This is a genomic window from Streptomyces sp. NPDC047853, from assembly GCF_043204535.1.
Taxonomy (GTDB): Bacteria; Actinomycetota; Actinomycetes; order Streptomycetales; family Streptomycetaceae; genus Streptomyces.
Window position 1 is genome coordinate 1 of the sequence record NZ_JBIDCI010000018.1, and the last position, 23,550, is coordinate 23,550.

24 protein-coding genes are annotated in these 23,550 nt (G+C 72.2%); 10 read left to right on the forward strand and 14 right to left on the reverse strand.

Annotation, left to right across the window (positions count from 1 at the left end; translation table 11 throughout):
* Positions 1-357: 357 nt before the first annotated feature.
* Positions 358-999: a DNA-3-methyladenine glycosylase gene (locus tag ACGF5T_RS28125; protein ID WP_356607595.1), complete on the reverse strand. Its 642-nt coding sequence runs from the start codon at positions 997-999 to the stop codon at positions 358-360.
* A gap of 102 nt (positions 1,000-1,101) precedes the next feature.
* Here ACGF5T_RS28125 and ACGF5T_RS28130 point away from each other — a divergent pair, with 102 nt between their 5' ends.
* The 3 genes from ACGF5T_RS28130 (at position 1,102) to ACGF5T_RS28140 (ending at position 3,181) form a co-directional block, all read left to right on the forward strand.
* Positions 1,102-1,884, forward strand: a complete 783-nt coding sequence (locus tag ACGF5T_RS28130; protein WP_356607597.1) for a sporulation protein — start codon at positions 1,102-1,104, stop codon at positions 1,882-1,884.
* 49 nt (positions 1,885-1,933) lie between these two features.
* A complete protein-coding gene (locus ACGF5T_RS28135) occupies positions 1,934-2,473 on the forward strand; it encodes a YbhB/YbcL family Raf kinase inhibitor-like protein (protein ID WP_356607599.1) in 540 nt (179 codons plus the stop codon).
* Positions 2,474-2,674: 201 nt separating this feature from the next.
* Positions 2,675-3,181, forward strand: a complete 507-nt coding sequence (locus ACGF5T_RS28140) for an HNH endonuclease (RefSeq protein ID WP_356607601.1) — start codon at positions 2,675-2,677, stop codon at positions 3,179-3,181.
* A gap of 100 nt (positions 3,182-3,281) precedes the next feature.
* Here the strand turns inward: ACGF5T_RS28140 and ACGF5T_RS28145 are convergent, their stop codons facing one another.
* The 3 genes from ACGF5T_RS28145 to ACGF5T_RS28155 all read right to left on the reverse strand — a co-directional run bounded on the left by ACGF5T_RS28145 (position 3,282) and on the right by ACGF5T_RS28155 (position 5,681).
* Positions 3,282-4,229: an SPFH domain-containing protein gene (locus ACGF5T_RS28145; RefSeq protein WP_356607603.1), complete on the reverse strand. Its 948-nt coding sequence runs from the start codon at positions 4,227-4,229 to the stop codon at positions 3,282-3,284.
* A 168-nt stretch (positions 4,230-4,397) separates the two neighbouring features.
* Positions 4,398-4,829 carry an NfeD family protein gene (locus ACGF5T_RS28150; protein WP_356607605.1) on the reverse strand — a complete coding sequence of 144 codons (432 nt, stop codon included), beginning with the start codon at positions 4,827-4,829 and terminating at the stop codon, positions 4,398-4,400.
* 54 nt (positions 4,830-4,883) lie between these two features.
* On the reverse strand, positions 4,884-5,681 hold the full coding sequence (locus tag ACGF5T_RS28155; protein WP_361016232.1) for an ABC transporter ATP-binding protein: 798 nt from the start codon (positions 5,679-5,681) through the stop codon (positions 4,884-4,886).
* A 154-nt stretch (positions 5,682-5,835) separates the two neighbouring features.
* Between ACGF5T_RS28155 and ACGF5T_RS28160 the strand changes: the two genes are divergently transcribed.
* Positions 5,836-6,624 carry a hypothetical protein gene (locus tag ACGF5T_RS28160; RefSeq protein WP_366766287.1) on the forward strand — a complete coding sequence of 263 codons (789 nt, stop codon included), beginning with the start codon at positions 5,836-5,838 and terminating at the stop codon, positions 6,622-6,624.
* A gap of 436 nt (positions 6,625-7,060) precedes the next feature.
* Here ACGF5T_RS28160 and chpE read toward each other — a convergent pair whose 3' ends face one another.
* The 3 genes from chpE to ACGF5T_RS28175 all read right to left on the reverse strand — a co-directional run bounded on the left by chpE (position 7,061) and on the right by ACGF5T_RS28175 (position 9,247).
* Positions 7,061-7,306: a chaplin ChpE gene (gene chpE, locus ACGF5T_RS28165; RefSeq protein ID WP_366766286.1), complete on the reverse strand. Its 246-nt coding sequence runs from the start codon at positions 7,304-7,306 to the stop codon at positions 7,061-7,063.
* 161 nt (positions 7,307-7,467) lie between these two features.
* Positions 7,468-8,109: a response regulator transcription factor gene (locus tag ACGF5T_RS28170; RefSeq protein WP_356607613.1), complete on the reverse strand. Its 642-nt coding sequence runs from the start codon at positions 8,107-8,109 to the stop codon at positions 7,468-7,470.
* A complete protein-coding gene (locus ACGF5T_RS28175) occupies positions 8,102-9,247 on the reverse strand; it encodes a GAF domain-containing sensor histidine kinase (RefSeq protein WP_356607615.1) in 1,146 nt (381 codons plus the stop codon). Before ACGF5T_RS28175 ends, ACGF5T_RS28170 begins: the two co-directional genes overlap by 8 nt.
* Positions 9,248-9,465: 218 nt before the next feature.
* Here ACGF5T_RS28175 and ACGF5T_RS28180 point away from each other — a divergent pair, with 218 nt between their 5' ends.
* The 3 genes from ACGF5T_RS28180 to ACGF5T_RS28190 all read left to right on the forward strand — a co-directional run bounded on the left by ACGF5T_RS28180 (position 9,466) and on the right by ACGF5T_RS28190 (position 12,344).
* Positions 9,466-10,164: an SDR family oxidoreductase gene (locus ACGF5T_RS28180; protein WP_366766292.1), complete on the forward strand. Its 699-nt coding sequence runs from the start codon at positions 9,466-9,468 to the stop codon at positions 10,162-10,164.
* Positions 10,161-11,267 carry an S-adenosylmethionine:tRNA ribosyltransferase-isomerase gene (locus ACGF5T_RS28185; RefSeq protein WP_361016228.1) on the forward strand — a complete coding sequence of 369 codons (1,107 nt, stop codon included), beginning with the start codon at positions 10,161-10,163 and terminating at the stop codon, positions 11,265-11,267. The genes ACGF5T_RS28180 and ACGF5T_RS28185 overlap by 4 nt, the downstream gene beginning before the upstream one ends.
* Positions 11,268-11,621: 354 nt before the next feature.
* Positions 11,622-12,344, forward strand: a complete 723-nt coding sequence (locus ACGF5T_RS28190; RefSeq protein ID WP_356607619.1) for a transglycosylase SLT domain-containing protein — start codon at positions 11,622-11,624, stop codon at positions 12,342-12,344.
* Positions 12,345-12,461: 117 nt separating this feature from the next.
* Here ACGF5T_RS28190 and ACGF5T_RS28195 read toward each other — a convergent pair whose 3' ends face one another.
* Positions 12,462-15,071, reverse strand: a complete 2,610-nt coding sequence (locus ACGF5T_RS28195) for an FHA domain-containing protein (protein WP_366766285.1) — start codon at positions 15,069-15,071, stop codon at positions 12,462-12,464.
* 253 nt (positions 15,072-15,324) lie between these two features.
* On the opposite strand from ACGF5T_RS28195, the gene ACGF5T_RS28200 reads away from it, so the two are divergent.
* A complete protein-coding gene (locus ACGF5T_RS28200) occupies positions 15,325-17,118 on the forward strand; it encodes a streptophobe family protein (protein ID WP_366766284.1) in 1,794 nt (597 codons plus the stop codon).
* 171 nt (positions 17,119-17,289) lie between these two features.
* On the forward strand, positions 17,290-18,534 hold the full coding sequence (serB, locus tag ACGF5T_RS28205) for a phosphoserine phosphatase SerB (RefSeq protein WP_356607625.1): 1,245 nt from the start codon (positions 17,290-17,292) through the stop codon (positions 18,532-18,534).
* Between the two features lie 152 nt (positions 18,535-18,686).
* Here serB and ACGF5T_RS28210 read toward each other — a convergent pair whose 3' ends face one another.
* The 4 genes from ACGF5T_RS28210 to ACGF5T_RS28225 form a co-directional block, all read right to left on the reverse strand.
* Positions 18,687-19,205, reverse strand: coding sequence for a histidine phosphatase family protein (locus ACGF5T_RS28210; RefSeq protein WP_356607627.1), 519 nt, complete (start codon positions 19,203-19,205; stop codon positions 18,687-18,689).
* Positions 19,206-19,305: 100 nt separating this feature from the next.
* Complete coding sequence (locus ACGF5T_RS28215) at positions 19,306-19,515, reverse strand: hypothetical protein (protein ID WP_366766283.1); 210 nt, start codon at positions 19,513-19,515, stop codon at positions 19,306-19,308.
* A gap of 191 nt (positions 19,516-19,706) precedes the next feature.
* Positions 19,707-19,823 (reverse strand): SGM_5486 family transporter-associated protein, encoded by a 117-nt coding sequence (locus ACGF5T_RS28220; RefSeq protein WP_037922852.1) that lies wholly within the window; start codon positions 19,821-19,823, stop codon positions 19,707-19,709.
* 300 nt (positions 19,824-20,123) lie between these two features.
* A complete protein-coding gene (locus ACGF5T_RS28225) occupies positions 20,124-21,515 on the reverse strand; it encodes a CynX/NimT family MFS transporter (protein ID WP_356607631.1) in 1,392 nt (463 codons plus the stop codon).
* Positions 21,516-21,561: 46 nt separating this feature from the next.
* On the opposite strand from ACGF5T_RS28225, the gene ACGF5T_RS28230 reads away from it, so the two are divergent.
* Positions 21,562-22,254 (forward strand): FadR/GntR family transcriptional regulator, encoded by a 693-nt coding sequence (locus ACGF5T_RS28230; protein ID WP_356607633.1) that lies wholly within the window; start codon positions 21,562-21,564, stop codon positions 22,252-22,254.
* Here the strand turns inward: ACGF5T_RS28230 and ACGF5T_RS28235 are convergent.
* Both ACGF5T_RS28235 and fabI read right to left on the reverse strand, forming a co-directional pair.
* Positions 22,232-22,597 carry a hypothetical protein gene (locus ACGF5T_RS28235; RefSeq protein ID WP_356607635.1) on the reverse strand — a complete coding sequence of 122 codons (366 nt, stop codon included), beginning with the start codon at positions 22,595-22,597 and terminating at the stop codon, positions 22,232-22,234. The two genes, ACGF5T_RS28230 and ACGF5T_RS28235, sit on opposite strands and share 23 nt — an antisense overlap.
* Positions 22,598-22,780: 183 nt before the next feature.
* Positions 22,781-23,548, reverse strand: coding sequence for an enoyl-ACP reductase FabI (fabI, locus tag ACGF5T_RS28240; protein WP_356607637.1), 768 nt, complete (start codon positions 23,546-23,548; stop codon positions 22,781-22,783).
* Between the last annotated feature and the right edge of the window lie 2 nt (positions 23,549-23,550).

A 23,550-nucleotide genomic window follows, 5' to 3' on the forward strand; every position in this document is an offset into this window, starting at 1 on the left:
GGAACGGACGCTTCCTTTGTACTCACCCGAGAGACTCTCTCAGGCTTTCCTCCGGGCGCTTCCCTTCGGTCTTGCGTTTCCGACTCTATCAGATCCTTTTCGGTCCGATTCCCTGTCGGCGGGATGTGCCGGGGCTTCCTGGCTTTCGCCTGTCGGCCTTTCGACATTCACTACGCTAGCTGATTTCTCCGCGGTCTCATAATCGAGTCCTGCGAATCGAATTCAGGCATGCAGGCACGCCGAAATCGCCCCCGCTGAGGGGAAATCGTAGGTAGTGGGTGGCCGCTTCCGGCTGCAGGCGATTGCCGTACCCGGGTCAAGCGGCTCGGGCTACATTACGCGGCGGCCCGAGGAGAGTCAACTTCGGCGTCGCCGCGGTACGTGCGCCCGGTACGGGCTCACCGTCGGGTCGTCGGCGACCCAGAACCGCCAGGGGTGGACGCCGCCCTCGCCGGACACTCCGGTGCGCGGGCCGTTGCGTACCTGGTCGCGGGGTACGGGGCTGCCGGTCAGGACGCGCAGGGGGGTGTCCTCGGGCGTGCAGGCGTCCGTGCCGTTCAGCTCGCGGCCGACGTCCAGCGCGGTGGCCAGTCGGGCGGGGCCTTTGGCCAGTTCCTTGTCATTGCGGGCCGAGAGTCGGCGGGTACGGGCCAGCTCGGCGCCCTCGATGATCTCGCCGGCGCGGAGCAGGACCGCACTCGACCTGCCCTCGGGACCGCACACGAGGTTCATGCAGAACCACATGCCGTAGGTGAAGTAGACGTACACGTGTCCAGGGGGGCCGAACATCACGTCGTTGCGGGGTGTGCGGCCGCGGTAGGCGTGGGAGCCGGGGTCGTTCTGACCGTCGTAGGCCTCGACCTCCGTGAGGCGGAGGGCGATCGGGCCGTCCGGGGTGTCGCGGACGAGGATGCGGCCCAGGAGGTCGGGGGCCACGTCGAGGACGGGCCGGTCGAAGAAGTCCCTGGGCAGGGGCGTACGGTCGGGGCTCGCGATCATGCCCTCCGAGCGTAACGCAGGTGAGTGGTGCGGAACCGGCCACGGGCGAATCGCGTTGGTAGGGGTCAAGGGTTCACACGCACAGCCTGGAGAGGGAGAGACATGGCGTTCAAGAAGCTGCTCGCGAGCCTGGGGGCCGGCGGGGCTTCGGTCGAGACCGTGCTCAGCGAGGTCAACGTCGTTCCGGGCGGTGTCGTCCAGGGCGAGGTGCGGATCCAGGGCGGTTCGGTCGACCAGCAGATCGAGGCCCTGTCGGTCGGGCTCCAGGCCAAGGTCGAGGTGGAGAGCGGCGACCAGGAGTACAAGCAGGACATCGAGTTCACGAAGAGCCGGCTCGGCGGCGCCTTCGAGCTGAAGGCGAACGCGGTGCACGCAGTGCAGTTCGGGCTCGAGATCCCGTGGGAGACGCCGATCACGATGATCGACGGGCAGGCCCTGCGCGGGATGAACATCGGGGTCACCACGGAGCTGGAGATCGCTCGCGCGGTGGACTCCGGCGACCTGGACGCGATCAACGTGCACCCGCTGCCGGCGCAGAAGGCGATCCTGGACGCGTTCATCGGGCTGGGCTTCCGCTTCAAGAACGCGGACATGGAGCGCGGCCACATCCGGGGTACCCGGCAGAGCCTGCCGTTCTACCAGGAGATCGAGTTCTTCCCGCCGCAGCAGTACCGGGGGCTCAACCAGGTCGAGCTGAGCTTCGTCGCCGACGCGCAGGCGATGGACGTCGTGCTGGAGATGGACAAGAAGCCGGGGCTGTTCAGCGAGGGCAGCGACACGTTCCGCTCCTTCAAGGTGGGGCTGAACGACTGGCAGGGCACCGACTGGACGGCGTACCTCAACCAGTGGCTGTCCGAGGTCGGCAGCAAGCGGAACTGGTTCTGAGGGTTCTAGGCTCGGACACCACTGCACCGAACGATCAGGAGGTACCGAGGTGACCGAGCTCGAGCGGCGTCCGCTCCCCCATGACTTCCACCCGCCCGTGCCGTCCTTCACTGTCACGAGTGAGGACGTCCAGGAGGGAGCGACGCTCAAGGACGCTCAGGTCCACGCGGCCGGCAACACCTCGCCGCAGCTGCGGTGGGAGGGCTTCCCGGCCGAGACCAAGAGCTTCGCCGTGACCTGCTACGACCCGGACGCCCCGACGGGGAGCGGGTTCTGGCACTGGGTGGTGTTCGACATCCCGGCCTCGGTGACCGAGCTGCCGGTGGGCGCGGGCAGCGGCACGTTCGAGGGGCTGCCGGCAGGTGCCGTACAGGCGCGCAACGACTACGGCAGCAAGGACTTCGGCGGCGCCGCGCCGCCGGCCGGTGACGGGCCGCACCGTTACGTGTTCACGGTGTACGCCGTGGACCAGGAGAAGCTCGGTCCGGACGCGGAGGCCACTCCCGCGTTCGTCGGCTTCAACCTGCGGTTCCACACGATCGCGCGCGCCCAGCTCGTCGGTGAGTACGAGGTGCCCGCCGAGGACTGAGTGTCCCGAGCGTTCATGGAACGTTTGCCCGCCCCTGGTCTTGGAATGGATCAGGGGCGGGCATTTTTGTTGCCGGGGGGTGGTGGGGAAGGCGTCCCCCACGGGAGCGGCAGATATTGCGTTGTCCCATGCGGCGTGCCCGGCCAGAGTTGATCCCAGCCCGCCAGGGGGTGGGCCGGTGCACACGGGAGGTGGGCTGGTATGCGGGACACGCTGGTGCTGAACGCGAGCTTCGAGCCGTTGTCGACGGTGACGTTGAACCGAGCCGTCGTTCTGGTGCTCCAGGACAAGGCCGTCGTCGAGCAGGCCCACCCCTCGCTGCGGATGCGCGGAGCCGCGCTCGACATACCGGCGCCGCGGGTGATCAGGCTCTGCCAGTACGTACGGGTGCCCTTCCGAAGACGTGCGCCGTGGTCCCGGCGGGGTGTCCTGGTCCGGGACCGGCACCGGTGCGCGTACTGCGGCCGGCGGGCGACGACCGTCGACCACGTGGTGCCGCGGTCGCACGGCGGACAGGACTCGTGGCTGAACACGGTCGCCTCGTGCGCGGAGGACAATCACCGCAAGGCGAACCGGACGCCCGAGCAGGCGGGGATGCCGCTGCTGAGGGAGCCGTTCGAGCCGACGCCGGCCGACGCGATGCTGCTGGCGTTGGCTCGGGACGACTTCGAGGCGCTGCCGGACTGGTTGGTGCTGGACGCGGCGTGACGGACCCCGCCGCGGGGGCTTGGGTCTCGTTGCCCAGTGCGGCCGTCCGGGGCTGATCGCGCAGTTTCCCCGCGCCCCTTTCGGGGCGCGGTGTCCGACCTCAGTCGATCGTCGGCTTCTCTCGGCGTTCCTGGGCGGGGACGCTGGGGGTGCCGTTGCCTCCGCCGCCGCCCATGCCGCCGAAGTTGCCCATGGCGCCCGAGAGGCCCTTGAGGGCGTCGCCGATCTCGCTGGGGACGATCCAGAGCTTGTTGGCGTCGCCCTCGGCGATCTTCGGGAGCATCTGGAGGTACTGGTAGGAGAGCAGCTTCTGGTCCGGGTCGCCGGCGTGGATGGCCTCGAAGACCGTACGCACGGCCTGTGCCTCGCCCTCGGCGCGCAGGGCGGCGGCCTTGGCCTCGCCTTCGGCGCGCAGGATCTGGGACTGCTTCTCGCCCTCGGCGCGCAGGATCTCGGACTGCCGGACACCCTCGGCCTGGAGGATCGCGGCGCGCTTGTCGCGGTCGGCGCGCATCTGCTTCTCCATCGAGTCCTGGATGGAGGTGGGCGGTTCGATGGCCTTGAGTTCCACGCGGTTGACGCGGATGCCCCACTTGCCGGTCGCCTCGTCGAGTACGCCGCGCAGGGCCGCGTTGATCTCCTCGCGGGAGGTCAGGGTCCGCTCCAGGTCCATGCCGCCGATGATGTTGCGCAGCGTGGTGACGGTGAGCTGCTCGATGGCCTGGATGTAGCTGGCCACCTCGTAGGTCGCGGCGCGGGCGTCGGTCACCTGGTAGTAGATGACGGTGTCGATGTTGACGACCAGGTTGTCCTGGGTGATGACCGGCTGCGGCGGGAAGGGGACGACCTGTTCGCGCAGGTCGATGCGGTTGCGGATGGTGTCGATGAACGGGACCACGATGTTGAGGCCCGCGTTCAGCGTCCGCGTGTACCGGCCGAAGCGCTCGACGATGGCGGCGCTGGCCTGTGGGATGACCTGGATGGTCTTGATCAGGGCGATGAAGACCAACACCACCAGGATGATCAAGACGATGATGACCGGTTCCATCGCGGTTGCCCGTCCCCTTCTCCGCCGCGGCGCTGTGGCAGATCCTGTTGACCCCGACTGCGGGCCCTGACTACGGCTGATCTTACGGCTGTTGAGGATCTTGCTGGTCGAGTCTGACAGACCGTCGCGTGCCTCGGAGGGTGTTCGGTCCAGTTGTGTCCGGTGAGGTCACATGATGATCGCCGTTGCCCCTTCGATGTCCACGACGTCCACTTCCTCACCCGTCTCGTAGGCGCGGCCGGTGTCGAGTGCACGGGCCGACCAGACCTCTCCGGCGAGCTTGATCCGTCCGCCGGAGCCGTCGACCCGTTCCAGGACGACGGCCTGTCTGCCCTTCAGGGCGTCGACCCCGGTGACGAGTTGGGGCCGTTGGGAGCGGTGCCGGGCGGCGATGGGCCGTACGACGGCGAGGAGGGCGACCGAGACGACGACGAAGACCAGGACCTGGACGACGAGGCCGGCGCCGAACCCGGAGGCGATGGCGGCGGCGACCGCGCCCACGGCGAGCATCCCGAACTCCGGCATCGCGGTCACGACGAGCGGGATTCCGAGCGCTGCCGCGGCGACGAGCCACCACACCCATGCGTCGATGTCGTTCACACGGTCATGTTAGGTCCGCGGAAGGTGCCGGGGACAGGGCGCACGGGGGGCGGCTCAGGACAGGGGGAGCCCCTGCGCGGTCCAGCGGTCGCCGACCTGCCCGACGACGAGCGGGAGTCCGAAGCAGAGGGAGAGGTTGCGCGAGGTGAGTTCGAGCTCCAGCGGACCGGCTGCCAGGACCTGGCCCTGACGGATCATCAGGACGTGGGTGAAGCCGGGGGCGATCTCCTCGACGTGGTGGGTGACCATGATCATCGAGGGGGCGATCGGGTCGCGGGCGAGGCGGCCGAGGCGGCGGACGAGGTCCTCGCGACCGCCGAGGTCGAGACCGGCGGCCGGCTCGTCCAGGAGCAGCAGCTCGGGGTCGGTCATCAGGGCCCGGGCGATCAGGGTGCGCTTGCGCTCGCCCTCGGAGAGGGTGCCGAACCTGCGGTCCAGGTACTCGGTCATGCCGAGGCGGTCGAGGAAGGCGCGGGCGCGCTGCTCGTCGATGTCCTCGTACTCCTCCTGCCAGCCGGCGGTCATGCCGTAGGCGGCGGTCAGCACGGTCTGCAGGACGGTCTGGCGCTTGGGCAGCTTGTCGGCCATGGCGATGCCGGCCATGCCGATGCGGGGGCGCAGTTCGAAGACGTCGGTGCCGGGCTTGCCGAGGGTCTCGCCGAGGATGGAGGCGGTGCCGCTGCTGGGGTAGAGGTAGCTGGACGCGACGTTGAGGAGGGTGGTCTTGCCGGCGCCGTTCGGGCCCAGGATGACCCAGCGCTCGCCCTCCTTGACCGACCAGGAGACCTGGTCCACCAGAGCCCGGCCCTCGCGGACCACGGATACGTCCTGAAGCTCCAGAACATCGCTCATGAGCGCGTTGTCTCCCCTTGCAGTGTGGCCGGTTCCGGCTGTCGCGTACGCCTGTGGGCTCGGGCCGCCGCGCCGGTGGGCGCAGGCCCCTCCAGGAAATCTACGCCACCGGTCGGCCGCACCGTTCCATCGGTCCGGTCCTTAGGGTGGGGGGATGCTCTCGGAACCACGCGCAGGGCGCCTTGCCGCCTGGGGAAATGCCCTTATTGCCGGAATGGTCTCGCCGGACGACGCCGCGGTCGCGATCGTCGGCGACGACGCGGTGCACCGGGTGGAGGATCTGCCGGGTGAAGCGGCGCCGGTGGGTCTCACGCTGGCGCTCGGGCGGTTGCGGTCGCTCGGGGCGACCGGGCTGCGGGTCGCGCTGCCCGCGCCGGGGCATCCGCTGGGGCTGAGCGGGCCGCCGGACTTCAACGCGCGGGCGCTGGAGGCGGAGGAGGCGGTCATCTGCCACGGCGCCGCGCTCGGGCTGGTGCCGGAGGTGTACGAGGCCGGGCCCGAGGGCGATGTGCACGTCGAGGTCGTCTGGCACTGCTTGCCGGTGCGGGAGGCGCCGCCTGCCGACGTGCCGTCGCTCGGGGAGGCGGAGCGGGAACTGGCGGAGGCGCTGCGGGACGCGACGGAGGTGCTGACGCGGTTGGACGTGGCCGGGTCGGGGCCGGTGACCGAGGCGGCCGTGGCGGCGTACCGGGCGCGGGCCGAGCGGGGGCGGGAGGTGCTGGCGCCGGGGTATCCGCCGCGGGCGGTGCGGGTGCTGGAGTTGGCGCAGCGGGTGGGGGCGTTGGTGTCGCTGGCGTGTGAGAACGGCCACGGGGGCGCGGTGAGTGCCTCCGAGATGGCGGCGCGGTGGGAGGCGTTGCGGCCGGTGGAGCGGACGGCTCGGCGGGCGCAGGTCGCGGCGTACAACTCCGTTGTGGAGGAGCGGGAGCGGGGGGTGCGGTGACGTCCCTTGGAAGGTGGGGCGGGGGCGATGGGGTCGCCCGGTGGGGGTGAGCCGGGGGCGCTGGGCGGGGGTGGGTGTGGCGGCCGGGCGTTCGCCGGGTGCCGCTGCGCCCACCCGGGTCGCCCCAGCGGCACGACTGCCCGCGGCTACGCGGCTGCGGCGGAGCTGCCGTCTGCGGCTGCGGCGGTACCGCAGGTGAGGAGGCGGAGCGCCGGACGGAGGCGGGTGTCACGGCCCGGCGTTGCCCCGGGTGCCGCTGCGCCCACCCGGGCCGCCCCAGCGGCACGACTGCCCGCGGCTGCGCGGCTGCGCGGCTGCAGTGGGGCTGCCGTCTGCGGCTGTGGGGGTGAGGGGGGTGGCCGGTGTGGTGGGAAGGCGACCGGCCTCCCGGGTGGGGCCGGGAGGCCGGGGGTCTGGGGCGGCGTGCCGCGTCGGGTCAGTGGTTGAGACCCAGGTTGCCGAAGGCCGGGTTCAGGACACCGATGACGTTGACGCTGTTGCCGACGGCGTTGACCGGGATGTGGATCGGCGCCTGGACGACGTTGCCGGAGGCGACGCCCGGGGAGCCGATGGCCTCGCCGTGGGCGGCGGCGCCCTCGGTGGCGGAGGCCATGCCCGCACCGGCGGCGATCAGCCCGCCGGCCATCATCGTCACGGCCGCTGCCCTCTTCAGGTTCTTCACTACAAGCCCTCCTTGCGATCGCCGCGGCAGTCGCCGCGGCACGCACTGGAGAACGGCCGTGGCGCACGGAGGATGCGCCATGTGGGGGACATTCCCACGACGGTATGAATCTCGGACCGGAGGGGAACCCTCCGGGTTGCCGTCGCGTACGCGCGTACGGATCAGCCGGTCACACCGTGGCGTACGGCCCACAGCGCGGCCTGGGTGCGGTCGGCGAGGTCGAGCTTCATCAGGATGTTCGAGACGTGGGTCTTGACGGTCTTCTCGGAGAGCACGAGCGCGCGGGCGATCTCCCGGTTGGAGCGGCCGTCCGCTATCAGGCTCAGCACCTCCCGCTCCCGCTCGGTGAGGGAGCCCGCCCGGCCCTGGCCCGAGCCGCCCTCCTCCTGGGACAGCAGGGCGCCCGCGACCTCGGGCTGGAGCAGGATGTGACCGGCGTGCACGGAGCGGATGGCGCCCGCCAGGGCGTCGGGGTCGACGTCCTTGTACACGTAGCCCGCCGCTCCGGCCCGCAGGGCGGGGACCACGGTGCGCTGTTCGGTGAAGCTGGTGACGATCAGCACGCGCGCGTGGTTGTCCAGCTCGCGGAGCCTGCGCAGCGCCTCGACGCCGTCCATGCCCGGCATCTTGACGTCCATGAGGATCACGTCGGGCTTCAGCTCCTCGGCGCGGTCGACTCCTTCGGCGCCGTCGGCGGCCTCGCCGACCACCTCGATGTCGTCCTGCACCTCCAGGAAGGTGCGCAGGCCCCGGCGGACCACCTGGTGGTCGTCGACGAGCAGCACCTTGATTGCGTCAGCCACCTGGGACCTCCATCTCGATCGTGGTGCCCTTGCCGGGCGCCGATTCCACGGTCAGCGTGCCCCCGGCGCCGCTCGCCCGGTCCCGCATCGAGACCAGGCCCAGGTGGCGTCCGGCGCGGCGGACCGTGCGCGGGTCGAAGCCGCTGCCGTCGTCGGTGACGCGCAGCACGGTCGCGGCGCCCCGCCGGTGCAGGGTCACGGCGACGTGTTCCGGCGAGGAGTGCCGCAGCGCGTTGTGCAGCGCCTCCTGGGCGACGCGCAGCAGGGCCTCCTCCTGGGCGGCGGGCAGGGCCTTGACCCCGTGGCCGGCGAAGGTGACGCGCGCGGTGTGGGCGCGGTCGAGGACCTGTATCTGGGTGCGGAGGGTGGCGACGAGGCCGTCCTCGTCCAGGGCGGCGGGTCGCAGTTCGACGACGGCGGCGCGCAGCTCCTCGGCGGCTTCCGCGGCGAGCGCGGCGACCTGCTGCAGTTCGCCCTTGGCGCGCGCGGGGTCGCGGTCGACGAGGGTGGCGGCCGCCTGGGCGGTCAGGCGCAGGGAGAACAGTTTCTGGCTGACGGCGTCGTGCAGTTCGTGGGCGAGGCGGGAGCGTTCCTCGGCGATGGTCAGCTCGCGGCTGCGTTCGTACAGGCGGGCGTTGGTGAGGGCGATGGCCGCGTGCTGGGCGAGGATGCCCAGGAGTTCCTCGTCGTCCGCGGTGAAGCCGCAGCCGCCCTCGGGCTTGGGGCAGTTCTTGTTGGCGAGGAAGAGGGCGCCCATGACCTCCTCGCCGTCGCGGATCGGCAGGCCCAGGAAGTCGACCAGGTCGGGGTGGGCGGCGGGCCAGCCCTCGAAGCGGGGGTCCTTGCGGACGTCGCCGAGGCGCTCGGGCCGGGCCTCGCGCAGCATCGAGGCGAGGATGCCGTGCTGGCGGGGCAGGGGGCCGATGGCCTTCCACTGCTCGTCGCTGACGCCGTCGACGACGAACTGGGCGAAGCCTCCGTGGTCGTCGGGGACGCCGAGGGCCGCGTACTGCGCGTCGAGCAGCTCGCGGGCCGAGGCGACGATCGTCTTGAGGACGTCGCGCACCTCGAGGTGCCTGCTCATGGCCAGCAGCGCGGAACTCACCGCGGCGAGGCCGGACCGGGGGCCGTGACTCATGTCCTCACGGTACCGGCGGGGGGTGACACCGGGATCGGCCCTGTGGCCGCCGTCGCCTAGGGCGGTGGGCCTAGGCCGGAGGTCCCGCCCGCCGGTCCTAGGGCGAAGGGCCCCGCACGGTTGCGGCCGGTGCCCGAGGCGGCCGGTGCGGCCCGGTTCCTACGTTGAGGATCACGCCGGACCAACCGGGAGGCGTGGACGACGAGGGGACGTGGATCATGCCGGTCGCGATCATCACGGGGGCTTCGAAGGGGCTGGGCCGGGCGCTCGCCGAGGCCCTGGCGGCCCGGGGCTGGGACCTGGTGCTGGACGCCAGGACGCCGGAGGTGCTCCGGGGGACCGCGGTCGCGCTGGAGGCGTACGGCACGCGCGTGTCGGCGCTGCCGGGGGATGTCACCGACGCCGGACACCGGACCGCTCTGGTGGCGGCGGCCCGGCGGCTCGGCGGGGTGGACCTGCTGGTCAGCAACGCGAGCGCGCTGGGCGCGGAGCCGCTGGTACGGCTGGAGGCGCTGCCGCTGGAGGGGCTGCGGCGGGCCCTGGAGGTGAACGTGGTGGCCGCGCTGGGCCTGGTCCAGGAGGCGCTGCCGTCGCTGCGGGAGGCTCCGGCGGGCGCGGTGCTGACGGTCAGCTCGGACGCGGCGGCGGAGGCGTACGAGACGTGGGGCGGCTACGGGGCGTCCAAGGCGGCCCTGGACCAGTTGGCGGCCGTGCTGGGCGCCGAGGAGCCGGGGCTGCGGGTCTGGGCGGTCGACCCCGGGGACATGGCCACCGACCTGTACGCGGCGGCCGTACCGGACGACGACGATCCGCGGCCCGATCCGGCGCGGGTCGTGCCGGCGCTCCTGCGGCTGCTGGACGAGCGGCCGGCCGGCGGACGGTACGCGGCTCCGGCGCTGCTGGGGGGACGGCGATGACCCTCGCGCTGCGGGTGCCGGAGGAACTGTCGGCCCGGGTGCCCGTGGAGCAGCGGGGGCCGGGGCTCGACCGGGACGCCGTACGGCTGCTGGTGTCGCGCGGCACCGAGGTGTCGCATCACGGCTTCCGGGAGCTGCCCGGGCTGCTGCGGGCCGGGGACCTGCTCGTCGTCAACACGTCCGTGACGCTCGCCGCCGCCGTGGACGGGCACCTCGGGCGCGCGCCCGTGGTGGTGCACTTCTCGACGCGGGGGGACGACGGCCGGTGGGCGGTGGAGCTGCGGGAGCCCGACGGAAGGGGAACCACGCGCGCGCGTGCGGGAGCGCGTGCGGGGAAGGGACGTCGAGCGTCTCCTGCGGCGGGCGGTGCGGGGAGCCGTGCCGGCTCCCCGCGCGGGGCGCAGGTGCGGCTGGCGGGGGGTGCGCGTCTGGTGCTGGAGGAGCCGTTGAGCGCGCGCGGGGAGCGGCTGTGGTGGGCGCGGGTCTCCGGGGCCGAGGTGCCCGAGGTGCTGCGGGAGCACGGGCGGCCCATCCGCTACTCCTACACGGAGCGGGACCAGCCGCTGTCCGTGTACCGGACGGTCTTCGCGCTGCCGTCCGAGGACGGGGCGGGCAGCGCGGAGATGCCGAGCGCGGCGCGGCCCTTCACGGCGCGGCTGGTGGCGGAGCTGGTGAGCCGCGGGGTGCAGTTCGCGCCGGTGACGCTGCACACGGGGGTGGCGTCCGCCGAGGCGCACGAGCCGCCGTACCCGGAGCGGTTCGTGGTGCCGGAGGCGTCGGCGCGGCTGGTCAACGCGGCGAGGGCGGGCGGCGGGCGGGTCGTCGCCGTGGGGACGACGGCCGTACGGGCGGTGGAGTCGGCGGCCGACGCCGACGGGGTCGTACGGGCTCGGGCCGGGTGGACCGATCTGGTCGTGACCCCGGAGCGCGGGGTGCGGGCGGTGGACGGCCTGCTGACGGGGCTGCACGACCCCGAGGCCTCGCATCTCCTGATGCTGGAGGCGGTGGCGGGGCGGGCGGCGATCGACCGGGGGTACGAGGCCGCGATGGAGGGGCGCTACCTGTGGCACGAGTTCGGCGACGTCCATCTCCTCCTGCCGTAGGAGGAGGCCTCCGAGGCCCTCACGCAACGAATTGCTTCAGCAACAAATCGTGAGAACGGCGGGGGTCGCATGTGAGCCCGCGCATAGGGCGCACGTCACGTACGAAGGGGAGTAGGAGAACGACTCGTCCGTTTTGAGCGGGGCAGACGGTCCAATCTGCCCCGTTTTGCCCTTCCCTGATCCACTACCCGGGATCGTACGTCACACCTTTGCCTCCGGATTTTGCGGCCGCTAAGAATTGCTCTCGTCGCTCAGCGCCGTGGGTTGTCGCCCCGCGGTGCTCGTGCCGGAAGCATCCTGTCCCCCACCGGACGAGAGCGACCTCCGCGCTAATCCGAAGAGGTCTATCCCGCCATGCCCAAGAACATCTTCACCCGTGGTCACAGTCGTCCCCTGAACCGCACCCACAAGCTCGCGATCGCCGGTGTCGGCACGCTCGGCGCCGCCGCCGTCGCGCTCACCGCGGTCCCGGCCAGCGGCCAGACGACCACGAGCGAGGCCGCTCCGACGGCCAAGGTGGCGTACAGCACCAAGCAGATCCAGGACGTGCACGCCGGCGTCACCGGCCAGCTCGCCGGTGCCAGCCAGAAGGTCGCCTCCATCGAGGCGAAGAAGGAGGCCGCCGCGGCCGCCGCGAAGGCTACCGCGGCGAAGAAGGCGGCCGCCGAGAAGGCCGCGGCCAAGCGTGCGGCGAAGGAGACCGCCAGCCGGTCCACCCAGCGCACCGAGGTCAAGAAGTCCGTCAAGAAGTCCTACCCGGACAACCTGGACGGCTGGATCCGCGAGGCCCGGGACATCATGAAGAAGCACGGCATCCCCGGCTCCTACGAGGGCATCCACCGGAACATCATCCGGGAGTCCTCCGGCAACCCGAGGGCCATCAACGACTGGGACATCAACGCCATCAACGGCATCCCGTCGAAGGGCCTGCTCCAGGTCATCCCGCCGACCTTCGAGGCCTACCACGTGGCCGGCACCCCGAAGAACATCTGGGACCCGGTCGCCAACATCGTCGCCGCGTGCAACTACGCCGCGGACAAGTACGGCACCATGGACAACGTCGACAGCGCGTACTGAGGTCGGCGCGGACCTCTTCACGACGTCGCCGACGCCGCACCGTACGCCGAAGGGCGGCACCCTCCTGACGGGGTGCCGCCCTTCGGGGCGTTCCGGGGCCGGCGGCCGGCCCCGCGGTCACTTCCGCATGACCTCGGGCTCGTGACGGCGCAGGAAGCGCGCCACGAAGAAGCCGCAGATCACGCCGAGGGCGATCAGCGCGGTCATGTCCATGGCCCAGGCGCCGACGGTGTGCTCCCACAGGGGGTCGGTCTCGGCGCCCTGCTCGGGCGGGCTGATCCTGTTGAAGTCCAGCGTGGCGCCGGCCGCGGCCACCGCCCAGCGCGAGGGCATCAGGTACGAGAACTGGTTGACGCCGACCGCGCCGTTCAGGGCGAAGAGGCAGCCGGTGAAGACGACCTGGATGATCGCGAACATGACCAGCAGCGGCATGGTCTTCTCGGCGGTCTTCACCAGCGCCGAGATGATCAGACCGAACATCATCGAGGTGAAGCCCAGCGCCATGATCGGCAGTGACAGCTCGACCAGGGTCAGGCCGCCGAGGACGAGTCCTTCCTCGGGGATCTCCCGGGTGGCGAAGCCGATGACGCCGACCAGCAGGCCCTGGAGCACGGTGATCATGCCGAGCACGAACACCTTGGACATCAGGTACGCCGAGCGGGACAGGCCGGTCGCGCGCTCCCGCTCGTAGATCACCCGTTCCTTGATCAGCTCGCGGACCGAGTTCGCGGCGCCGGCGAAGCAGGCGCCGACGGCGAGGATCAGGAGCACCGTGGTGGCGGTGCCGTTGGGAATGATCCGGCCGGTCTGCGGGTTGGCCGGGTTGGGCAGCAGGCCCTTGTCGGCGTCGATGAGCAGGCTCACCGCGCCCAGCACCGCCGGCAGGATCACCATCAGGGCGAGGAAGCCCTTGTCGGAGACGATCACCGACACGTAGCGGCGCACCAGCGTGACGAACTGCGACATCCAGCCCTGCGGCTTCGGCGGCTTCATCGCCTGCATGGCCGGCATCTGTACGGCCTGCGGCGCGACGGCGTCGATGTCGGCGGCGTACATCTGGTAGTGCTGCGAGCCCTTCCAGCGGCCCGCCCAGTCGTAGTCGCGGTAGTTCTCGAAGGCGGAGAAGACGTCGGCCCAGGTGTCGTAACCGAAGAAGTTCAGCGCCTCCTCCGGCGGGCCGAAGTAGGCCACCGAGCCGCCCGGTGCCATGACCAGCAGCTTGTCGCAGATCGCCAGCTCGGCCACGGAGTGGGTGACGACGAGGACGGTGCGGCCGTCGTCGGCCAGGCCGCGCAGCAGCTGCATGACATCGCGGTCCATGCCCGGGTCGAGGCCGGAGGTCGGCTCGTCCAGGAAGATCAGGGACGGCTTGGTGAGCAGCTCCAGGGCGACGGAGACGCGCTTGCGCTGGCCGCCGGACAGGGAGGTGACCTTCTTGTCCCGGTGGATGTCCAGCTTCAGCTCGCGCAGCACCTCGTCTATGCGGGCGTCGCGCTCGGCGGCCGTGGTGTCGGCCGGGAAGCGGAGCTTCGCCGCGTACTTGAGGGCCTTCTTGACGGTCAGCTCCTTGTGCAGGATGTCGTCCTGCGGGACCAGACCGATGCGCTGGCGGAGCTCGGCGAACTGCTTGTAGAGGTTCCTGTTGTCGTACAGGACCTCGCCCTGGTTTGCGGGCCGGTAGCCGGTGAGCGCCTTGAGCAGGGTCGACTTGCCGGAGCCGGAGGGGCCGATGACCGCGATCAGCGACTTCTCGGGCACTCCGAAGGAGACGTCCTTGAGGATCTGCTTGCCGCCGTCGACCGTGACGGTCAGGTGGCGGGCGGAGAACGAGACCTCACCGGTGTCGACGAACTCCTCGAGCCGGTCTCCGACGATCCGGAAGGTCGAGTGGCCGACGCCCACGATGTCGGTCGGGCCGAGCAGCTGGGAGCCGCCCTTGGCGATCGGCTGACCGTTGACGTACGTGCCGTTGTGCGAGCCCAGGTCGCGGATCTCCATGCGCCCGTCGGGCGTCGAGTGGAACTCCGCGTGGTTGCGGGAGACCTGCAGGTCGGAGACGACCAGCTCGTTCTCCAGGGCACGGCCGATGCGCATCACGCGGCCGAGCGAGAACTGGTGGAACGTGGTCGGGCTGCGGTCGCCGTGGATCGGCGGCGCCCCCGCCGCGCCGCCGGGTCCCTGCTGCTGGGGGAAGTGCGGCGCGCCCTGCTGCGGCTGCTGCTGCCAGCCGGCCTGCTGCTGCGCCTGCGGCGCGGGCTGGTGGTGCTGCGCCTGATGCTGCGGGGCCTGCTGCTGCGGCGTCTGGTGCTGCGGCTGCTGCGCGGGGGCCTGCTGGGCCCAGCCGGCGCCCGCGCCCTGCGCGGCGTACGGCTGCTGCGGTTGCTGCTGCGACTGCTGCTGCGGCTGCTGGGCGTGCGGCGTGCCGGCCGCGGCCTGGGCGCCGGTCAGGCTGACGCGCGGTCCGTCGGTCGCGTTGCCGAGGTTCAGCACCGAGCCGGCGCCGAGCTCCGTCCGCTGGATCCGCTGACCGTGCACGAAGGTGCCGTTGGTGCTGCCGTGATCCTCGACGACCCAGCCGCGGCCGTCGAAGCTGATCGTGGCGTGCCGCCAGGAGACCCTGGCGTCGTCGAAGACAAGTTCCCCCTGCGGATCGCGCCCTAGCGCGTATGACCGGGACGGATCGAGCGTCCAGGTCCGTCCATTTGATTCCAGTACGAGTTCCGGCACTCCATGCCCCACTGAGTTGTCCCCCGATGTACCCCCGTCGCGGGGAGTCTAGGGATGTCGAACATCGGGGGGAACTATTTCAGGCTCGGCCCCCTGACCGAAAGTCGGGCCTCGTGAAGACTCCGTAGGTGCCCGGCGCCCGTTTCCGCCCAGGGGGTTGAAACCTGCCCGGAGAGTGGTAATCCACGCGAGAGGGACATGCGCGGCTGCTCCGCCGCGTCGCGGATCGGGGGGTCTGCCCATGAGCGCGTCCATGAACGTCGCAGCCGGTGGGTACGGGGCGAGGGTGCCCTGGGGTGACGTCCTGATGTCGGCGATCGCCTCTGTGAGCTGGGCGTTGATCGGGATGGCGGGAACGGCGGCCCTCGGGCTGCGGCTGCTGGGGGCGGACGCCGCGGGCTCGCCGGGGCCGATGACCGCGGCGGTCGTGGCCCTGGGGGCGGGGGGTTCGGTGACGCCGTCCGGGGATGTGTCCGCCTTCGGGCTGAAAGGGGCGGAGGCGCACACGGCCATCGAGATCACGCCACTGGGCGTCGGCCTGGTCGGTGCGCTGTTCCTGTCCCTCTTCTTCCTACGGTCCCTGCGCGCGGCCGGAGTTGTGGTCGCGCCGGGCGAACTCCTCGCGCGTGCGGGTGCGGTGATCGCCCTGTTCGTGGCGATGACGGGCGGACTGGCCTGGGTGGGGCACGGTGTCGTGACGATCGACGGCGGCTCGCTGGGGCTCGACGACCTGTCCGGTGGGGGTGGGGGTGATGGCGGTGGCGGTGGCGGTGGCGTCGAGATCCCCGGGCTCGGGGACATCGGGGACATCGGGGACGTCGGGGATATCGGGGACGTCGAGGGGTGGCTGCCCGATCGGATCGGTGACCTCGTGGACGCCGAGGCCACGGTCGGCTTCGCGGTCGACACGGTGCCGACGCTGCTGGGTGGGTTGGTCTGGTCCACCGGGGTCCTGCTGATCGCGTTGCTGGCCTCGCGCCGCACCCCTCTGCCGCGTGGGTTCGAGGCGGTGCACCGTGTGGTGCGGCCGGCCGTGTCGGCCCTGGTCACGGTCGCGCTGACGGCGGTGGCGGCCGGCTTCGCGGCGGCCGCCTACGCGGCGATCGGCGACGACCATCCGCGGCGGATCGCCGGGGCCGCGCTGCTGGGCGCGCCGAACGGAGTCTGGCTGGGCGTTCCGATCGGCCTGTCCGTGCCGTGGGAGGGGCGGGCCACGGGTGAGCTGGTCCACGTCCTGCCCGACCCGCTGGACGAACTGCTGTCCCGTGGCTCCGGCGAGCCGGTCACACTCGGGCGGCTGGCGGAGCTGGACGGACGGGTGTGGCTGCTGGGTGTGGCGGCGGTGCTGATGATGCTGCTGGCCGGGGTGCTGACGGCGGTACGGACTCCGGTGGCGCCGGACGACGCACGCTCCCCCGGTTTCGTCGCGCGGTGCGCGCTGCGGCTGGGTGTCGCGACCGCGTCGGCCCTGCCGCTGCTGGCCTGGCTGACGGAGGTGACCGTGGACGCCTCGCTGTCGGTGCTCGGCGTCGACGTGCTCGGCGCGGGCGTCGACCTGCGCGGTCACCTCGGCACGGCCCTGCCGCTGGGTGCCCTGTGGGGTGCGGCGGCGGGGGCCGCGGGGGCGCTGCTGGCCGTGGCGACCGGGGTGAGCGGGGCGCACGCGACAGCGTTGGCACGGGGTGCCGGGGTGTTCGGCGTGGGAGGTGCGGCAGGTGTGACAGGTGTGACAGGAGTGTCCAGTGTGGCGGGTGCGCCTGGGCACGGTGGCGGTGCGCCTGGGCACGGTGGCGGTACGCATGGGCACGGTGGCACAGCGCCGGTCCCCGGCGGCGAGGAGCCCCGCGACAGGGGTGAGCGGCCGCCCGGCCATGGCATCTACGACGCCCCCACCGTGGCCGGGGTACCGCCGCCCGAGACGTCCCGGCGTCCTCCGCGGCCCGGAGCACGTCCGGGGGGCCGCGCACAGGCACGCTGGGGCGAGGGCCCGCCTCCCCCACCTCCCCCGCCTCCGGCTCCACCGCGTCGCCCCGGGGGCGGAGGGTGAGGACGACGGCGGAGCCGCCCCGGCGGCCTCGGCCCACCCCGGCCCAACCGGCCCCCGCCGGAGCCCGGCCGCGCCTAAGCCGCCCCGGTGCCGCCCCACGCCGCTCCGCCCTGTCCGTCAGGCGGACCTCGGCGGCGGGAGGCACCGGGTGCCGGATACGGTTGGAGCACCATGAGCGCTTCGCAGACCTCTGACGTTCCCACGCTTCTCGTCAAGATCTTCGGCAAGGACCGACCGGGCATCACGGCCGGCCTGTTCGACACCCTCGCCGCCTACTCCGTCGACGTGGTCGACATCGAGCAGGTCGTCACCCGTGGCCGGATCGTGCTGTGCGCGCTCGTGACCGAGCCGCCCAAGGGGCTGGAGGGTGATCTCCGGGCGACCGTCCACAGCTGGGCGGAGTCGCTGAAGATGCAGGCGGAGATCATCTCCGGCATCGGCGACAACCGGCCGCGCGGCCTCGGCCGGTCCCTGGTCACCGTGCTCGGCCACCCGCTGACCGCGGAGGCGACGGCCGCCATAGCGGCCCGGATCACCGGCACCGGCAGCAACATCGACCGCATCTTCCGGCTGGCGAAGTATCCGGTGACCGCCGTCGAGTTCGCGGTGTCCGGCGTGGAGACCGAGCCGCTGCGCACCGCGCTGGCCACCGAGGCCGCGGCGCTGGGGGTGGATGTCGCCGTCGTCTCGGCGGGGCTGCACCGGCGGGCGCAGCGCCTGGTCGTGATGGACGTGGACTCGACCCTGATCCAGGACGAGGTCATCGAGCTGTTCGCCGCGCACGCCGGCTGTGAGGACGAGGTCGCCGAGGTGACGGCGGCCGCGATGCGCGGTGAGCTGGACTTCGAGCAGTCCCTGCACGCGAGGGTGGCCCTGCTGGCGGGACTGGACGCCTCGGTGGTGGAGAAGGTGCGCGGCGAGGTGCGGCTGACGCCGGGTGCCCGCACCCTGATCCGTACGCTGAAGCGGCTCGGTTATCAGGTGGGGGTCGTCTCCGGCGGGTTCACCCAGGTCACCGACGCGCTGCAGGACCGACTGGGGCTGGACTTCGCCCAGGCCAACACCCTGGAGATCGTCGACGGCAGGCTGACCGGCCGGGTCACCGGCGAGATCGTGGACCGGGCGGGCAAGGCCCGGCTGCTGCGCAGGTTCGCCGCCGAGGCGGGCGTGCCGCTGTCGCAGACCGTGGCGATCGGTGACGGTGCCAACGACCTGGACATGCTCAACGCGGCCGGACTCGGGGTCGCCTTCAACGCCAAGCCGGTGGTGCGCGAGGCGGCGCACACCGCGGTGAACGTGCCCTTCCTGGACACGGTCCTGTATCTGCTGGGCATCACCCGTGAGGAGGTCGAGGCGGCGGACACGCTGGACGAGGACCTCGACGAGAACGTCGGACTGCCGCTCGACCGGATCTGACCCGGCGGAGCACGCGCGTCCCGGCGGGCCGAGCCACCCGGGTCCGTACCCGTACCCGTACCGGGCGACCGACGGCCCCGGTACACGGCACGTGGGGGACCGCGGACCCGGTCTGCCCCAGTGGCCGACCGGGTTCCGTCGGGCGGGGCGGATCAGTCGGTGGGTACCCAGTAGTCGGCCAGGGAGGCGATCCCCGGCTCCACGTCCTTCCAGGAGCCCGTGAAGGTGAGGACGGCGAAGGCCGCGGTCGGGAAGCCCCGGTGGCCCATCCGCTCACGGACGTCGCCCTCGGCCGAGCCGGCCAGGATCTCGGCCAGTCCCTCCATGCCCGGGTTGTGCCCGATCACCAGCACGTTCCTCAGGTCGTCGGGGGTCTCGTTGAGCACGGCGATCAGTTCGCCGGGTGAGGCCTCGTAGACCCGCTCCTCGTAGACGGTTTTCGGCCGGTGCGGGAACTCCTGGACAGCGAGCTTCCAGGTCTCGCGGGTCCGGGTGGAGGTCGAGCACAGGGCCTGGTCGAAGGCGATGCCGGTGTCCGCCAGCCGGCGTCCGGCCTCTGCGGCGTCCTTGCGGCCCCGATCGGCGAGCGGCCGCTCGTGGTCGGTCACCTGTGGCCAGTCGGCTTTCGCATGCCGGAAAAGGACGATCCTGCGGGGTTCTGCGACGCTCATGTCATCCAGCTTCGCATGAAACAGGCCATGGGGCGCTGGGAGTTGACATGCGGATTCACCGCCGGACCGACCCGCGGCGCGCGACCGGCCCCGATCCGCGTCAGCGCGCGGTCAGCTCCCGCAACCGCTCCAGGAGCTGCGCGGTGGCGGGCTCACCGGTGGCCGCCGCGTGTGCGTCCACGGGATTGAGTATGAGCAGGAGCAGCACGACGAAGGCCAGTACGGGCAGGGCCAGGGCCCACCAGGGCAGCCGGATCTCGACGCCGCCCCGGGGCGCCTGGGGAGGCCGGGTCTGGGTAGGGGCCGACATGAGTGCCTCCGCTGGTTCGAGCGTCCCTGGTCCGGGCTCCGCGCCCGCCTGTCCGGGCACCTCTCGAAACTACGGAATCCTCGGCAGCCAACCCATCCGGAAGTCCACCCACTTGACCCTGACCCTCACCCCCTAAGGGATACGGGGGTTAACCCCACCCTTGGGGCCCGGGCGCGGCCCGCGGGCCGGGGTCACGGCGAGGCGATGGTCGCGATGACGCCGATGATCACGAAGATCGCGAGGAAGGCTCCGAAGACGATCAGCATCTTCTTCTGGCCGTGCTGGGGGTTCGGGTCGAGGACTGGCATACGGCAAGTCTCGCATCCGCCGCGGCGGCGGGGGCGGGCGGCCCGGCGGAGCGGCGTCCACGGTCGGCGCGCCAAGCCCTGCGGGCCGGTGCACCGTGCCACCGGCCGGTACGCCGCGTCACAGGCCGGTGCACCGTGCCACCGGCCGGTACGCCGCGTCACAGGCCGGTGCACCGTGCCACCGGCCGGTACGCTGCGTCACCGGGCGGTACGCCGCGTCACCGGGCGGTACGCCGCGTCACCGGCCGGCGGGCGGGGGCGGCGGTGCGGCGGGCGAGGGCGGCGGTGCGGCGGGCGGGGTCAGCGCGCCGCCTCCTCCTCGACCGTACGGTTCCGGCCCGCCAGGACACCCACCACGATCTGCGGCACCATCAGGGCGCTCATCAGCGCGATCGGCAGCCCCCAGCCGCCGCTGTGCTGGTAGAGCACGCCCACCAGCAGCGGACCCGGGATGGAGATCAGGTAGCCGGTGCTCTGCGCGAAGGCGGACAGCTGGGCGACGCCCGCGCCGGTCCTGGCCCGCATCCCGACCATGGTCAGCGCGAGCGGGAAGGCGCAGTTGGAGATGCCGAGGAGCAGGGCCCAGACCCAGGCGCCGCCGGCCGGGGCGAGGTACAGCCCCGCGTACCCGGCGAGTCCGCACACGCCCAGCACGACCACGATGGGTCCCTGCTGGGGCAGGCGCGTGGCGACGCGGGGGATGACGAAGGCGAGCGGCACGCCCATCATCATGATGACGGCGAGCAGCAGCCCGGCGGTGCCCGCGGAGACGCCCGCGTCCCGGAAGATCTGCGCCATCCAGCCCATGGTGATGTAGGCGGCCGTGGCCTGGAGGCCGAAGAAGACGGCGAGCGCCCAGGCCGTACGGCTGCGGGTGATCCGCAGCGGGGGCTGCTCGGCGGACTGCCGCGCCGGCCCGTCCGCCCGCGCGCCCCCGGGCTCCCCCGCGCCCTCCCCGGCCGCGTCGGAAGCCCCGGGCGCAGTCGGGGCCGTCCGCTGCCGCACGAACGGGAGCCACGGCAGGACGGCCGCCGCCCCCAGTACGGCCCACACCGCGAGGCCGGGCTGCCAGTCGCCGCCCAGCGCGCTCGTCACGGGCACGGTCGCCGCGGCCGCGATCGAGGTGCCGAAGGCGAGGGCCATCGAGTACAGGCCGGTCATGGAGCCGACCCGGTCCGGGAAGAAGCGCTTGACGATGACCGGCATCAGGACGTTGCTGACCGCGATGCCCATCAGCGCGAGGGCGGTGCCCGCCAGGAAGCCCGCGGTGCCGCCGGCGTACGGGCGTATCAGCAGGCCGGCGGTGATGGCGACCATGCCCGCGCAGACCACCGCGCCGGGGCCGAAGCGGCGGGCCAGCCGCGGGGCGGTGACGCCGAAGACGGCGAAGCACAGCGGGGGCACGGAGGTGAGCAGTCCCGCCACGCTGCCGCTCATGCCGAGCCCGTCGCGGACCTCCTCCAGGAGCGCGCCCAGGCTCGTGATGGCGGGGCGCAGGTTGAGCGCGGCCAGCACGATGCCCAGGAGGAGCAGGCGGGTCGTCCACGTCGTCCACGGGCGCGTACCGGGCGCTTCGGGCGCCTCGCCGGGCGCCTGGGGGCCCCGTGCCGGCGACTCGCCGAGGGGCGTGGAGCTGCGGGGTTCCGTCCGTGTCTCCGTCCGGGTTTCGTCACTAGCCATGAGGCCCATCATAGAATCATGGGATGATTGGTTGTCCACTCGCGTGCGAAGGTGAGCCATGCCCCTGAGCCATCCCCGCCGTTCGGCGCTGTCCGAGCAGGTCATCGCGGCGCTGCGCCAGCAGATCGCCTCGGGCGAGTGGCCGGTGGGTTCCCGCATCCCGACCGAGCCCGAGCTGGTCGAGCAGCTCGGCGTGGCCCGCAACACGGTCCGTGAGGCGGTCCGCGCGCTGGCCCACAACGGCCTGCTGGACATCCGTCAGGGCTCCGGCACGTACGTCGTGGCGACCAGCGAGCTGGCGGGCGTGATGCAGCGCCGCTTCGCCGACGCCGATCCGCGGCACATCGCCGAGCTGCGTTCCACCCTGGAGTCCGCCGCCGCCCGGCTCGCCGCCGAGCGGCGCACGGAGAAGGACCTCAAGCAGCTCGACGCGCTGCTGGTACGGCGCGAGGAGGCGTGGGAGTCGGGCGACACGGAGGCCTTCGTGACGGCGGACGCGACCTTCCACCTGGCCGTCGTGGCCGCCTCGCACAACGACGTGATGACCGCGATGTACGCGGACCTGGGCGAGGTGATGCGGGACTGGCTGCGGGTGGACGTCGGCAGCGAGCTGACGCCGGAGACGCACATGGACCACACGCGGCTGGTCGAGGCGATCCGCGCGGGGGACGCCGGGACCGCCGGGACGGAAGCGGCCGGCTACCCGTTCGTGTGCCGCCCGGGCCGGGTCAGCTCCCGCGCGCGTGGCTGACCCAGGCCGATCGCACTTCCTTCCAGCACCGTCCGTCCAGGCGTACGGTCTGCGCGGGCCCGGCGCGGACCGCCGAACCGTCGCTGTCCAGGTCCCACCAGTCGGCGCACTCTATGTGCAGGCGCACGTGGTCGGGCTGCGGGTAGGGGTTGTGGCAGTGGGCGGTGACGTCGGAGTCGTCGACGCGGACCCGGCACTCGGCACCGAACGGCTCCGCCGCCGCGTCCGAGGGGCCCTCCGCGTCCCCGGTGGGCACGCGCGCGTAGGACACCGCTTCGTACGGCAGGAACAGCACCCAGGCGAGGGCGACGGTCGCTGAGGCCAGGCGGTGGAGTGGACGCACAGGGGACCTCCTCGGCCGTACGGGGGAGGGACAGCGCGTGGTGAACCCGTACCCCAGCGTGCGCCGCCGCCCGCCCCGCCGCCCGGCCGACTGAGCCGAACGGGTGACGTGCTGCGGGCCCGCACCCCGCGACATGCCGAGGGCCCGCACCCCGGCGGGATGCGGGCCCGGTGGGGCGAGGGGTCAGGCGCCGATGGCGTGCAGGCCGCCGTCGACGTGGACGATCTCGCCCGTGGTCTTCGGGAACCAGTCGCTCAGCAGCGCGACGACACCGCGGCCGGCCGGCTCCGGGTCCTTGAGGTCCCACTCCAGCGGGGAGCGGTTGTCCCACACCGAGGCCAGCTCGCTGAAGCCCGGGATGGACTTCGCGGCCATGGAGCCGAGCGGACCGGCCGAGACCAGGTTGCAGCGGATGTTCTGCTTGCCGAGGTCACGGGCCATGTAGCGGCTGGTGGCCTCCAGCGCGGCCTTGGCCGGGCCCATCCAGTCGTACTGCGGCCAGGCGAACTGCGCGTCGAAGGTGAGGCCGACGACCGAGCCGCCGTTCTGCATCAGCGGCAGGCAGGCCATGGTCAGCGACTTCAGGGAGTACGCCGAGACGTGCATGGCGGTGGCGACCGACTCGAACGGCGTGTTGAGGAAGTTGCCGCCGAGGGCGTCCTGCGGGGCGAAGCCGATGGAGTGGACGACGCCGTCCAGGCCGCCGAGCTCCTCGCCGACGATGTCGGCCAGGCGGCCGAGGTGCTCGTCGTTGGTGACGTCGAGCTCGATGACCTTGGTGGGCTTGGGCAGCTTCTTGGCGATGCGCTCGGTCAGCGTCGGCCGCGGGAACGCGGTGAGGATGACCTCGGCCCCCTGCTCCTGGGCCAGCTTGGCGGTGTGGAAGGCGATGGAGGCCTCCGTCAGCACACCGGTGATCAGGACGCGCTTGCCCTCGAGAATTCCGCTCATGG